Origin of the sequence: Pseudomonas retamae, assembly GCF_043496865.1 — a bacterium.
Lineage (GTDB): Bacteria > Pseudomonadota > Gammaproteobacteria > Pseudomonadales > Pseudomonadaceae > Aquipseudomonas > Aquipseudomonas retamae.
Genome location: NZ_JBIEIL010000012.1, coordinates 68,625 through 81,526, shown reverse-complemented (window position 1 = coordinate 81,526; position 12,902 = coordinate 68,625). Strand labels below are relative to the sequence as shown.

The following is a 12,902-nucleotide window of genomic DNA, read 5'->3' as shown; positions in this document are numbered from 1 at the left end:
CTGATACGACGCCTTCGCCAGCAGGCTGGCTCCCACAGGTACAGCGCAGCGGCGCTTATCGGCTGAGCTGATTTAAGAGCTTTCGCCCCCACGCCTCTGGCGTTATCCTTGATTTCACCTCAATTGCCCCAGGGCGGCTAAATACGACCTTGAACGCACCCATCGAACCACATCGTTTCATTCTCGAGCCCTTCGAGGCTCGCCGCTTCGCCAATCTGTGCGGGCAATTCGACGAGCATCTGCGCTTGATCGAACAGCGCCTGGCCATCGAGATCCGCAACCGCGGCAATCAATTCGAACTGATCGGCGACCCCAAGCTCACCACGTCTGCGGAAAACCTGCTGCGCCGTCTGTACCGGGAAACCAAGGCGACCGAGCTGTCGCCGGACATGGTTCACCTGTTCCTGCAGGAATCTTCGGCCGAGCAACTGGACAACCATGCCCCTGCCGAACCGTCCGTCGCCCTGCGCACCAAAAAAGGCATGATTCGCCCACGCGGCTTGAATCAGCAGCGCTACGTGAAGGAAATCCTCGGCAACGACATCAACTTCGGCATCGGCCCGGCCGGTACCGGCAAGACCTATCTGGCTGTGGCCTGCGCCGTCGATGCGCTGGAACGCGAGCAGATCCGGCGCATCCTGCTGGTGCGTCCGGCGGTTGAAGCGGGTGAAAAACTCGGCTTCCTGCCCGGCGATCTGTCGCAGAAGATCGACCCGTACCTGCGCCCGCTCTATGACGCGCTGTACGAAATGCTCGGTTTCGAATACGTGGCCAAGCTGATCGAACGTCAGGTGATCGAAGTGGCACCGCTGGCTTACATGCGCGGTCGCACGCTGAACAACAGCTTCATCATTCTCGACGAAAGCCAGAACACCACCGTCGAACAGATGAAGATGTTCCTGACGCGCATCGGTTTCGGTTCGACCGCGGTCATCACCGGTGACATCACCCAGGTCGACTTGCCGCGCGGCACCAAGTCCGGCCTGCATCATGTGATCGAAGTGCTCAAAGACGTGCCGGGCATCAGCTTCACGCACTTCCAGCCCAAGGACGTGGTGCGCCATCCTCTGGTGCAGCGGATCGTCGAAGCCTACGAGCGCTTCGAAAGCCGCGCCGATGCGCCAAAGGAAGCTTCGCGCGATGCTTGAGCTCGATCTGCAAATCGCTACCGAAGCGTCGGCGCCGAGTGAAGCCCAGTTCCGCCAATGGTGCGAATTGGCCCTGCGCCAGCGCACCGCCGACTCGGAAATGACCATTCGTCTGGTCGACGAGGACGAAGGTCGCGAGCTCAATCACACCTGGCGGCACAAGGACTATGCAACCAACGTCCTGTCGTTCCCCGCCGATGTCCCGGACGAGCTGCTGGATATCCCGCTGCTCGGCGATCTGGTGATCTGCGTCGCCGTGGTCGAGCGCGAAGCTGCCGAACAGGGCAAGGAACTTAACGCCCACTGGGCACATCTGGTCATTCACGGCTGCTTGCATCTGCTCGGTTACGACCATATAGAAGATGACGAAGCCGAAGAAATGGAAGCACTGGAACGCGAGTTGCTTGCTGAAATCGGCTTTCCCGATCCGTACGCGGACGACGAAACCGAACCATCCCCTACTGTTACAACAAAGGATTCAGAGTAATCGCTATGAGCGAAGATCGATCGAGCAACGGGCAGAAGTCATGGCTGGGTAAGCTCACCCAGGCTTTTGCCCACGAGCCGAAGAACCGTCAGGAGCTCCTTGAGCTGCTGCGTGATGCACATCAGAACAAATTGCTGGACAGCGAAGCGCTGGCCATCGTCGAAGGCGCCATTCAGGTGGCTGACCTGCAAGTACGCGACATCATGGTCCCGCGCTCGCAGATGATCAGCATCAAGGCGACCCAGACACCCCGCGAATTTCTCCCTGCCGTGGTCGACTCGGCCCACTCGCGCTATCCGGTCATCGGCGAAAGCCATGACGACGTGATGGGCGTGCTGCTGGCCAAGGATCTGCTGCCGCTGATCCTCAAGGAGAACGGCGACAGCTTCAACATCAAGGACCTGCTGCGCCCGGCCACCTTCGTGCCGGAGTCCAAGCGTCTGAACGTGTTGCTGCGTGAATTCCGTGCCAACCACAACCACATGGCCATCGTCATCGACGAATACGGCGGCGTGGCCGGTCTGGTGACGATCGAAGACGTGCTGGAACAGATCGTCGGCGATATCGAAGACGAACACGACGTCGAAGAAGACAGCTACATCAAGCCGCTGCCCAGCGGTGACTTCCTGATCAAGGCGTTGACGCCGATCGAGAACTTCAATGAGTTCTTCGACAGCGAATTCTCCGACGACGAATTCGACACGGTCGGCGGTCTGGTGATGAGCGCGTTCGGCCACTTGCCAAAACGCAACGAAATCACTGAAATCGGCGCCTATCGTTTCCGCATCCTGAACGCCGACAGCCGTCGGATTCATTTGCTGCGTCTGACGCCAATTGCTCGGTAACCATTAAGGAAAGAAATGCGCTGGACTACCCGCCCCGGCTGGCCCGGTAACCTGCTGGCCGTGGCGGCCGGTGCAATCACCACCTTCGCGCTTGCGCCGTTCAACATCTGGCCCCTGGCTTTGCTGGCGGTCGGCTTGTTCTATGCCGGGTTGCGCGAGCTGAGCCCGCGGCAGGCGCTGGGCCGTGGCTGGTGCTTCGGCTTCGGCCTGTTCGGCGCCGGCACCAGCTGGATCTATTACAGCATTCACCATTTCGGCGGCGCTTCAGTGCTGCTCGCCGGATTTCTGATGCTGCTGTTCACCGCAGCGATCGCCTGGTTCTTCGCTTTGCCTGCCTGGTTGTGGGCGCGCTGGCTACGCCGCAATGAGGCGCCAGTGGCCGATGCCATGGCGTTTGCTGCACTGTGGGTCGGGCAGGAGGCATTTCGTGGCTGGTTCCTCACCGGTTTTCCGTGGTTGTACTCCGGTTACAGCCAGCTCGACGGCCCCTTGGCCGGGCTCGCGCCGGTCGGCGGCATGTGGCTGGTGTCGTTCGTTCTGGCACTGACCGCCGCGCTGATCTATAACGCGCGGCGCTTGCTGCAGACTCGTCGCACAGCTTTTGTGGCCGCTGGATTGTTGCTGCTGGTCGGGCCATGGGTGGCAGGTGTTGCGCTCAAAGGCCATGCCTGGACCAGTCCGTCGGGTGCGCCACTGAGCGTCGCCGCGATTCAGGGCAACGTCGCCCAAAGCATGAAATGGGACCCGGCCGAACTCAACGCGCAACTGGCGTTGTACCGAGACTTGAGCTTTCGCTCGAAACCGGTCGATCTGCTGATCTGGCCGGAAACCGCTGTGCCGGTGCTCAAGGAATCCGCCGAGGGTTACCTGAACATGATGGGTAACTTTGCCGCCGAGCGTAAGTCAGCACTGATTACCGGGGTGCCGATCCGCCAGACCGTACACAACGAAAGACGCTTCTTCAACGGCATCACCGTGGTCGGCGAAGGCGATGGCACTTACCTGAAGCAGAAACTGGTGCCATTCGGCGAATACGTGCCGTTGCAGGACATTTTGCGCGGGCTCATCGCATTCTTCGACTTGCCGATGTCCGACTTCGCCCGTGGCCCGTCCGATCAGGCGCTGCTGCAAGCCAAGGGTTACCAGATCGCCCCGTTCATCTGTTACGAAGTGGTGTATCCGGAGTTTGCGGCCGGGCTGTCGGCACGCAGCGATCTGCTGCTGACGATCAGCAACGACACCTGGTTCGGTACCTCGATCGGCCCGCTGCAACATCTGCAGATGGCGCAGATGCGCGCGCTTGAGGCGGGGCGCTGGATGATTCGCGCCACCAACAATGGCGTGACAGGGCTGATCAACCCGTTCGGCCAGATCACCGCGCAGATCCCGCAGTTCGAACAGGGTGTGCTGTACGGTGATGTGGTGCCGATGCACGACCTGACGCCGTATCTGCAATGGCGTTCGTGGCCGTTGATCGTCCTGTGCCTGCTGCTGTTCGGCTGGGCGCTGATGGCCAACCGGATGTCGAAAACCCTTTAAAAGCTTCGCGAGCAGGCTCGCTCCCACACTGAAACGCATTTCAAGGTGGGAGCGAGCCTGCTCGCGAAGAGGACATCAGCAGCCAATCAATCGGGACTGACATCACCTCGGTAGAACAACGAATACCCCACCTGCCCCACCGCCTCGTTCAGCAACTGCCCGCTCTGCCAGATCGATTTGAACTCCGGCAGCCAGCCGCCAAACGGCCGGGCGTTATCGGTACCCAGAAAGCCGACCGGCGCCGGTACCACCTCGAATCCCGCTTGTTTGAAGCTCCACACCGCCCGCGGCATGTGCCAGGCCTGAGTGACCACAACCACGCGTTTGATCCCCTGCGGCAACAGAATGTCAGCGCTGAGTTTGGCGTTTTCCCACGTGGTACGGCTTTCACCCTCCTGCCAGCGCACGGCCACGCCGAAATCGTCGCGCAGCGAATCCGCCATCAGCTTCGCCTCGGTTGGCGGCGTACCGTAGTGCAAGCCGCCGCTGGTCAGGATCGGTAACCCGGAGGCCTTGGCCAGACGCGCCGCATAGCGCTGGCGCTCGAGCCCGACACCGGTCGGTTGATCCTCGCCCCATGCCAGATCGCCACGCTCGCGACCAGAACCGAGTACGACAATCGCATCGGCCCGCTGCGCCAGGGTCGCCCACGCCTCGCGGGCCAGCGGCGGCTCGCGCTCCAGCGCCTTCGCGCCCCACTGCACGACCACCGGCAGGCTCATCAGCCACAGGCCGCCCAGGCCCACAGCGAAACACGCGCCAGCGAGCCGCGGCCGCGAACGGCGCAGCCACCAGGCGGCCAGTAAAAGCAGCAAGAGAATGCCGGGCGGCAACAGTAATTGTTTGATCAGATAACGAAATGGCATCGGGCATCTCCACAGATGCCCGAAGCCTAAGAGTGTTGCTGATACGTTACAACCAATAGGCTGGATCCCGTTGAAAAAGATCGGTTTCCTGACCTGCCATGCGATTACCTGGCCCGCGAAGTGCGAACCTTGACGGTGTCTTTGCCGGGCGCCCGGTCCTTGAGCCAGATGACCTTGGCCGAATGTGCTGCATCGAGCTGCTTGACGGCCTGTGACAGGCAACCCTGCATTTCCCGCTCGCTGCGATCCAGATAAGCCTTGACCAGTTTGAACTCGGCGGGACTCAAGCCACGCAATTCCAGTTCCAGGGGGCGCTCGTCGCGCAGCCGGTCAGCGGTTTTTACAGCGTCCAGGGCCATGCCCAGACGATCGATCAACCTTTCGTACAACTCGGGTTTCGTCACGTTTTTCTGCCGTTGCTCCACCATCCCTCACCTCATTGAAGATAAGACTCACTCCCCACTTAGAGCTTAGCTTCGCTGCACAAACCGGCGGCACGCCGCGACAAACGGCCCTCGCCCCGGATCGACCGGGCCAAACTGCTGAATCAGGGTTTCCCTAGGCCAAGCGCGGTCATGTATGCTACGGCGCTTCCTGTCATTCCACTTCCAGCGCATCCGGGCCACCCCGCCTGCCGCCGTCGAAGAGGATTAGGCCACCCCTATCCAGTACAAAAGTAGCCATGCACGAACAATATCAACCCCGTGAGATCGAAGCCGCCGCCCAGTCGTTCTGGGACGAGCAAAAGTCCTTTGAAGTCAGTGAACAGCCAGGCAAGGAAACCTACTACTGCCTGTCGATGTTCCCTTACCCCAGCGGCAAGCTACACATGGGGCACGTGCGCAACTACACCATCGGCGACGTGATCTCCCGCTACCAGCGCATGCTTGGCAAGAACGTCCTGCAACCGATGGGCTGGGACGCGTTCGGCATGCCGGCAGAAAACGCCGCGATGAAGAACAACGTCGCACCGGCCAAATGGACCTACGAAAACATCGCCTACATGAAAACCCAGCTGCGCAGCTTGGGTCTGGCGGTCGACTGGTCGCGCGAAGTCACCACCTGCAAGCCTGACTACTACCGCTGGGAACAATGGCTGTTCACGCGCCTGTTCGAAAAGGGCGTGATCTACCGCAAGAACGGCACCGTCAACTGGGACCCGATCGACCAGACTGTTCTGGCCAACGAGCAGGTGATCGACGGCCGTGGCTGGCGTTCCGGCGCGCTGATCGAAAAGCGCGAAATCCCGATGTACTACTTCAAGATCACCGCCTACGCCGATGAGCTGCTCGAAAGCCTGGATGAACTGGATGGCTGGCCGGAACAGGTCAAGACCATGCAGCGCAACTGGATCGGCAAGTCGCGCGGGATGGAAGTGCAGTTTCCGTACAACGTCGATTCGATCGGCGAAGCCGGTACCCTGAAAGTCTTCACTACCCGTCCGGACACCCTGATGGGCGCGACCTACGTCGCCGTTGCTGCTGAGCATCCGCTGGCCACCCTGGCGGCGAAAAACAATCCTGAGCTGCAAGCGTTCATCGCTGAATGCAAGGGCGGCAGCGTCGCCGAAGCCGACGTCGCCACTCAGGAGAAAAAAGGCCTGTCGACCGGCCTGTTCGTCGAGCACCCGCTGACCGGTGAAAAACTTCCGGTGTGGGTCGCCAACTATGTGCTCATGCACTATGGCGACGGCGCGGTCATGGCGGTACCGGCGCACGACGAGCGCGATTTCGAATTTGCCCACAAGTACGACCTGCCGGTGAAATCGGTGGTGCGCACCAGTTCCGGCGAAAGCAACCCGGCCCCGTGGCAAGACGCCTACGGTGAGCACGGCACGCTGATCAACTCCGGTGAATTCGACGGCCTCGATTTCGCCGGCGCGTTCGACGCCATGGAAGTCGCCCTGATCAAGAAACAACTGGGCGCCTCGCGCACCCAGTTCCGCCTGCGCGACTGGGGCATCAGCCGCCAGCGCTACTGGGGCTGCCCGATCCCGATCATCCACTGCGATAGCTGCGGTGATGTGCCGGTGCCGGAAGATCAACTGCCGGTGGTCCTGCCCGAAGACGTGGTGCCGGACGGCGCCGGTTCGCCACTGGCGCGCATGCCCGAGTTTTACGAGTGCAGCTGCCCGAAATGCGGCCAGCCTGCCAAGCGTGAAACCGACACCATGGACACCTTCGTCGAGTCGTCGTGGTACTACGCCCGTTATGCCTCGCCGCACTTCACCGGCGGGCTGGTGGAAAAGTCCGCAGCCGACCACTGGCTGCCGGTCGATCAGTACATCGGCGGCATCGAACACGCGATTCTGCACCTGCTCTACGCGCGCTTCTTCCACAAGCTGATGCGTGACGAAGGCCTGGTCAGCTCCAACGAGCCGTTCAAGAACCTGCTGACCCAAGGCATGGTGATCGCCGAAACCTACTACCGTCGCGAAGCCAACGGTGCCTACACCTGGTTCAACCCGGCGGATGTGGAACTGGAGCGCGACAGCAAAGCCAAGGTCATCAGCGCCAAACTGAAATCCGACGGCCTGCCGGTGGAAATCGGTGGCACCGAGAAAATGGCCAAGTCGAAGAACAACGGCGTTGACCCACAGTCGATGATCGACCAGTTCGGTGCCGACACCTGCCGCCTGTTCATGATGTTCGCTTCGCCGCCTGACATGAGCGCCGAATGGTCCGACTCCGGCGTGGAAGGCTCGCACCGCTTCCTCAAGCGCGTCTGGCGCCTGGCGCAGGCTCATGTCACTCAGGGCCTGCCGGGCAAACTGGACACCGCCAGCCTGAACGACGAGCAGAAAGCCGTGCGCCGCGCGATTCACCTCGCGATCAAGCAGGCCAGCCACGACGTCGGCCAGAACCACAAATTCAACACCGCCATCGCTCAGGTGATGACGCTGATGAACGTGCTGGAAAAAGCCGCACAAGCCACCGATCAGGATCGTGCACTGGTTCACGAAGGTCTCGAAGCCGTGACGTTGCTGCTGGCACCAATCACTCCGCACATCAGCCACGAGTTGTGGAATCAGCTTGGTCACGCGGGTGCGGTAATCGACGCGCTCTGGCCGGCAGTGGATGAATCGGCGCTGGTGCAGGACAGCCTGACCCTGGTGATCCAGGTCAACGGCAAACTGCGCGGGCAGATCGAAATGCCGGCCAGCGCAACCCGCGAAGAAGTCGAAGCGGCTGCGCGCGCCAACGAGAACGTGCTGCGCTTCGTCGATGGTCTGACGATTCGCAAAGTGATCGTAGTGCCGGGGAAACTGGTCAATATCGTCGCCAGCTAATTGGATTGAGCGTCAGGTTCGCCTGACGCCGGATAAAACCTTTCGGGCCGCACGCTCGGCCTACCTGGTTTCAAGGGGAGCAACACAATGATCAAACGCAATCTGCTGGTGATTGGCCTCGCCGTTCTGTTGAGCGCCTGTGGCTTCCAGCTGCGCGGTACTGGCACCAACGAACTGTCGATCAAGGAACTCGACCTGAGCGCCCGTAACAGCTACGGCGAAACCGTGACGCAACTGCGTCAGGTGCTTGAGTCAAGCGGCGTCAAGGTCTACAGCGGCGCGCCGTACAAGCTGTTCCTGGCTGACGAGCAGGAAAGCCAGCGCATTCTCAGCTATGCCGGCGCAGGCCGGACCGGTGAATATCAGGTCAGCACGATCCTGAGCTACGAAATCCGTGGCGATAAAAACCTGCTACTGCTGAGCGACAAGTTTGAAGTGCAGAAGGTGTTCATTCACGACGGCAACAACCTCGTCGGCTCCGATCAGGAAGCCAACGACGCCCGTCGCGAAACCCGCCGCGAGCTGGTGCAACGCATGATGCTGCGTCTGCAGCAATTGACGCCGGGCCAACTGCAGCAATTGCAACAGACGGCTAATGACCGCGCCAAGGCTGAAGCCGATGCGCTGGAAGCGGCGCAGAAAGCTGAAGCGGAAACGCCGCGTCAGTCGCCGCTCGAAATACCGCAGCCGTAAGACGTTCGGGGCGCTCACGCGCCCCGTCCGACTTTTCTTATGAAGCTCGCCCCCGCTCAACTCGGCAAACACCTGCAAGGCGCACTCGCGCCGGTCTACATCATCAGCGGCGATGACCCGTTGCTGTGCCAGGAAGCCGCCGACGCCATTCGCAGCGCTGCGCGCCAGCAAGGTTTCGACGAACGTCAGGTGTTTGCGGCCGACGCCAATTTCGATTGGGGCACGTTGCTGCTGGCCGGCGCGAGCATGTCGCTGTTTGCGGAAAAACGCCTGCTGGAACTGCGCCTGCCTTCAGGCAAGCCCGGTGACAAGGGTGCTGCCGCGTTTATCGAATATTGCTCACGCCCGGCGGAAGACACCGTACTGCTGATCAGCCTGCCCAAGCTCGACGGCAGTGCGCAGAAAACCAAATGGGGCAAGGCCCTGGTTGAAGGCCAGCAGACCCAGTTCATCCAGATCTGGCCGGTAGACGCCAATCAGTTGCCGAGCTGGATTCGCCAGCGTCTGTCCCAGGCCGGCTTGTCCGCCAGCCAGGACGCTGTCGAACTGATCGCCGCGCGCGTGGAGGGCAACCTGCTCGCCGCCGCGCAGGAAATCGAAAAGCTCAAGCTGATGGCCGAGGGTGGTCAGATTACCGTCGAAACCGTGCAGGCCGCTGTGGCGGACAGTGCCCGCTTCGATGTATTCGGCCTGACCGACGCGGTGCTCAACGGTGAGCCGGCCCATGCGCTGCGCATGCTTGAAGGCTTGCGTGGCGAAGGGGTCGAACCGCCGGTAATTCTCTGGGCGCTGGCCCGTGAATTGCGGCTGCTGGCCAACATTGCTTTGCAGTACAGCCAGGGCACGCCGCTGGACAAATGCTTCAGCCAGTCGAAACCGCCGGTCTGGGACAAGCGCAAGCCGTTGGTCAGCAAAGCCCTGCAACGCTACTCGGCGCAACGCTGGGCGCAACTGTTGCTCGAAGCTCAGCGTATTGATGCGCAGATCAAGGGGCAGGCCGCGGGTTCGCCGTGGATGAGCCTGAGCCGCCTGGCGTTGTTGATGGCCGGGCAGCGGCTGACACTCCCCGCCGAGTAAGGCTTTCAATTGCATAGTCCGATTCGCGAGCAGGCTCGCTCCCACAGGTGATCGCTGTCCACTGTGGGAGCGAGCCTGCTCGCGAAAGCGCTTTCACATTTGCACACAAGCGGTACTGGACAGACGCGCCACATCGGCAGATTATTTCCCCCGCAAAAACCACCTTACCGAGAGCATCCTCATGAGCAAAAAGCCAGCAAAGCATGGCCCCAACAAGGCCAAATCCATCGTCGCCCAGCCCTTGTTCCGCAGTCGTCAGGAACGACCTTCCAAGGGCAAAGGCAGCTACCGCCGCGAAGCCTTCCAGTCTGACAGCTGGGAGGCTTCTTACTTTCTGGCTGCCTGAAGCGCAGTACCCCTCGCTCATGTTAAGGTCTGCACCTGATTCGTATTCCCTGGAACCGTGCATGCCCTTCAGTCTTTCCAATCGTTGGCCTGTTCGCCAACTGATCGCTGCCTCCAGCTTCATTCTGCTTGTTGCCTGCGCGGAAAAACCCACCGCCGCCGATGCACAACCCCTGCAAGCCGCACCTGTCGCCACGGCCCCAGCGATCATCCCGCCGGTAGTGCCGTCCGCCGACCCTCTCGATCTGCAACCCACCCAGACCTTTACCGAATGGCAGGCGGGTTTCCGCAAGGATGCCGTGGCCGCCGGCATTCGCCCTGAGCTGTTCGATCGTGCATTTGCCGACGTCAGTTTCGACGCCAGCGTGATTCGCGCTGATCGCAGTCAACCGGAGTTTTCCCGCCCGGTGTGGGAATACCTCGACGGCGCACTGTCGCCGCTGCGCGTGCGCAAAGGCCAGACGCTGGTCAATCAATATGCCGACATCCTGCGCGACATCGAACAACGCTATGGCGTTGATCGCCAGGCACTGGTGTCGGTGTGGGGCATGGAAAGCAACTTCGGCCAGTTCCAGGGCAGCAAGTCGGTGATCAATTCGCTGGCCACCCTCGCCTACGAAGGCCGCCGCCCGGGCTTCGCCCATGCGCAACTGATCGCTGCGCTGCAGATCCTGCAACAGGGCGATATCACACCGGAGAAAATGCTCGGTTCCTGGGCCGGCGCCATGGGGCAGACCCAATTCATTCCGACCACCTACAACACCCACGCCGTGGACTTTGACGGCGATGGCCGCCGCGATATCTGGGGCAGCCCCGCCGATGCGCTGGCCTCAACTGCTCACTATCTGCAGAGCTCGGGCTGGCAGCGAGGCCAGCCGTGGGGCTTTGAAGTGCAGTTGCCGGGCACATTCGATTACACCCTGGCCGATGGGACGATTCGCAAAAGCGTCGCCGAATGGCGTCAATTGGGCGTGAGCCTGCCGAACGGTGCGCAAGTGCCGGTCGGCTCCGAGCAACTGTCCGCCGCCCTGCTGCTGCCGGCCGGTTACCGCGGGCCGGCGTTCCTGATCCTCGACAACTTCCGGGCAATCCTCAAGTACAACAACTCCTCGTCGTATGCGTTGGCGGTGAGTCTGCTGTCGGAGCGTTTCAATGGCGGTGGCTTGATCAACGGAACCTGGCCCAAGGACGACCTGCCGTTGAGCCGCACCGAACGGATGGAATTGCAGACCTTGCTGAGTGCGCGCAACTTCGACGCCGGCACCGCGGACGGGATCATCGGCGCCAACACGCGCAAAGCGATTCGCAGCGCGCAGCAGTCACTGGGCTGGCCGGCGGATGGTTATCCGACGCACAAATTGCTGGAAAGCCTGCGCGCCCAGTAATGGGAAGGTTGTATGGCTGATGGCGCCTTCGCGAGCAGGCTCGCTCCCACAGTGGTTATGTGCGCGCCGCCAATCAAATGTGGGAGCGAGCCTGCTCGCGAAGACTTACTGTCAGGCGACTGATTTCTAAACCTTGATCACCACATCCTGCTCCAGCATCAACTCCTGCTTCCCCGCATCCAGCCGTACCAGCGCGCCCATTGGCAGCGTCAGGTTGGGGTCGCAATGCCCGCTGCGCCAGCCTGACAGCACCGGAATCCGCAGCGGCTCGAAGGTCTGCTTGAGCAAGCCGTTCAGGGCCTGCATATCGACCCCCGCCACATCCCCCACCAACACCCCGCGCAATCTCGCCAACTTGCCGGCCAGACGCATCTGCGTCAGCAAGCGGTCGATGCGATACAACGGCTCGTTGATGTCCTCGATCAGCAGAATTACGCCTTCGACATCGATTTCATAAGGCGTACCCAGCGTTGCGGCGATCATCGCCAGATTGCCGCCCAGCAAACGCCCATGCGCGATGCCCGGCTCGACGGTGGTCAACGGATACGCCACTGGGTGGCTGAGCACACTTCCCGCCTTCGACTGCCCGCGCAACATGGCGAAGAATGAAGTGACGGTCGGCGGCTCCTTGTCCCCCAGCAGATCGGCGTTGAGCAACGGCCCGTGAAAGGTTACGAAGCCGGCATAGCGACTGATCGCCAGGTGCAGCGCGGTGATGTCGCTGTAGCCAACGAAGGGCTTGGCGTGGCGGCTGAGCAAGTCGTAGTCGATCCGGTCAAGCAACCGCGGCGTGCCGTAACCGCCGCGCAGGCAAATGATCGCGTCGACTTCGGGGTCAGCGAACGCCGCATGCAGGTCACGCAGGCGCACGTCATCGCTACCGGCCAGATAGCCGTCCTTCTCGTAAACACCAGGAAACACCTTCAGCCCATAGCCACGGGCGCGCATCCATTGCAGCGCCTTTTCCGTGTCCAGAGCGCCAGGCCCGGCGGGCGCAATGACGCCGATAAGCCCTTCTGCCGGCAGCGCGGGTACGGCTCGGTGCGGGCAAAGCGTGTGAGTCGGTCGAATGGTCATCCTTGGATCTCTCTATGAATTCATGCACACACAGTAGTCAGGAACGCGGGCAAACAGAAGAGGGTCGACCCCGCCGCAAGTTGCAGGAAAAGTCAGCATCGGATGTGAGACGGGCAAAAAAATGCCCGCCGGGCGTTAAAACCTCGGCGGG

Annotated in this window: 12 protein-coding genes; 9 read left to right on the top strand and 3 right to left on the bottom strand. The window is 61.4% G+C overall.

Annotated features, from left to right (window positions below; genetic code table 11):
- Positions 1 to 149 precede the first annotated feature (149 nt).
- Genes ACGSLL_RS21990 through lnt form a run of 4 tightly spaced genes read left to right on the top strand, consistent with a single transcriptional unit; the run spans position 150 to position 4,019 of the window.
- On the top strand, positions 150 to 1,148 hold the full coding sequence (locus tag ACGSLL_RS21990) for a PhoH family protein (protein WP_394507911.1): 999 nt from the start codon (positions 150 to 152) through the stop codon (positions 1,146 to 1,148).
- Entirely contained in the window at positions 1,141 to 1,635 is a 495-nt protein-coding gene (gene ybeY, locus ACGSLL_RS21985) for an rRNA maturation RNase YbeY (protein ID WP_394507910.1), read from the top strand. The genes ACGSLL_RS21990 and ybeY overlap by 8 nt, the downstream gene beginning before the upstream one ends.
- Positions 1,636 to 1,640: 5 nt before the next feature.
- Positions 1,641 to 2,480, top strand: a complete 840-nt coding sequence (locus tag ACGSLL_RS21980; RefSeq protein WP_007909641.1) for an HlyC/CorC family transporter — start codon at positions 1,641 to 1,643, stop codon at positions 2,478 to 2,480.
- 15 nt (positions 2,481 to 2,495) lie between these two features.
- Positions 2,496 to 4,019, top strand: coding sequence for an apolipoprotein N-acyltransferase (lnt, locus tag ACGSLL_RS21975; RefSeq protein WP_394507909.1), 1,524 nt, complete (start codon positions 2,496 to 2,498; stop codon positions 4,017 to 4,019).
- An 86-nt stretch (positions 4,020 to 4,105) separates the two neighbouring features.
- Here lnt and ACGSLL_RS21970 read toward each other — a convergent pair whose 3' ends face one another.
- Together ACGSLL_RS21970 and ACGSLL_RS21965 are read right to left on the bottom strand one after the other, a co-directional pair.
- On the bottom strand, positions 4,106 to 4,885 hold the full coding sequence (locus tag ACGSLL_RS21970; protein ID WP_394507908.1) for a YdcF family protein: 780 nt from the start codon (positions 4,883 to 4,885) through the stop codon (positions 4,106 to 4,108).
- Positions 4,886 to 4,989: 104 nt separating this feature from the next.
- Positions 4,990 to 5,313 carry a hypothetical protein gene (locus ACGSLL_RS21965; protein WP_208939640.1) on the bottom strand — a complete coding sequence of 108 codons (324 nt, stop codon included), beginning with the start codon at positions 5,311 to 5,313 and terminating at the stop codon, positions 4,990 to 4,992.
- Positions 5,314 to 5,567: 254 nt separating this feature from the next.
- Between ACGSLL_RS21965 and leuS the strand changes: the two genes are divergently transcribed.
- The 5 genes from leuS (at position 5,568) to ACGSLL_RS21940 (ending at position 11,674) form a co-directional block, all read left to right on the top strand.
- Complete coding sequence (leuS, locus tag ACGSLL_RS21960) at positions 5,568 to 8,174, top strand: leucine--tRNA ligase (protein WP_394507907.1); 2,607 nt, start codon at positions 5,568 to 5,570, stop codon at positions 8,172 to 8,174.
- A gap of 87 nt (positions 8,175 to 8,261) precedes the next feature.
- Entirely contained in the window at positions 8,262 to 8,867 is a 606-nt protein-coding gene (locus tag ACGSLL_RS21955; RefSeq protein WP_394507906.1) for an LPS-assembly lipoprotein LptE, read from the top strand.
- A gap of 39 nt (positions 8,868 to 8,906) precedes the next feature.
- A complete protein-coding gene (holA, locus tag ACGSLL_RS21950) occupies positions 8,907 to 9,944 on the top strand; it encodes a DNA polymerase III subunit delta (protein WP_394507905.1) in 1,038 nt (345 codons plus the stop codon).
- 181 nt (positions 9,945 to 10,125) lie between these two features.
- Positions 10,126 to 10,290: an alternative ribosome rescue factor ArfA gene (arfA, locus tag ACGSLL_RS21945; protein ID WP_090286599.1), complete on the top strand. Its 165-nt coding sequence runs from the start codon at positions 10,126 to 10,128 to the stop codon at positions 10,288 to 10,290.
- Positions 10,291 to 10,351: 61 nt separating this feature from the next.
- Positions 10,352 to 11,674: a lytic murein transglycosylase gene (locus tag ACGSLL_RS21940; RefSeq protein ID WP_394507904.1), complete on the top strand. Its 1,323-nt coding sequence runs from the start codon at positions 10,352 to 10,354 to the stop codon at positions 11,672 to 11,674.
- Positions 11,675 to 11,800: 126 nt separating this feature from the next.
- Here ACGSLL_RS21940 and ACGSLL_RS21935 read toward each other — a convergent pair whose 3' ends face one another.
- Positions 11,801 to 12,751: a S66 peptidase family protein gene (locus tag ACGSLL_RS21935; protein WP_394507903.1), complete on the bottom strand. Its 951-nt coding sequence runs from the start codon at positions 12,749 to 12,751 to the stop codon at positions 11,801 to 11,803.
- Positions 12,752 to 12,902: the final 151 nt, after the last annotated feature.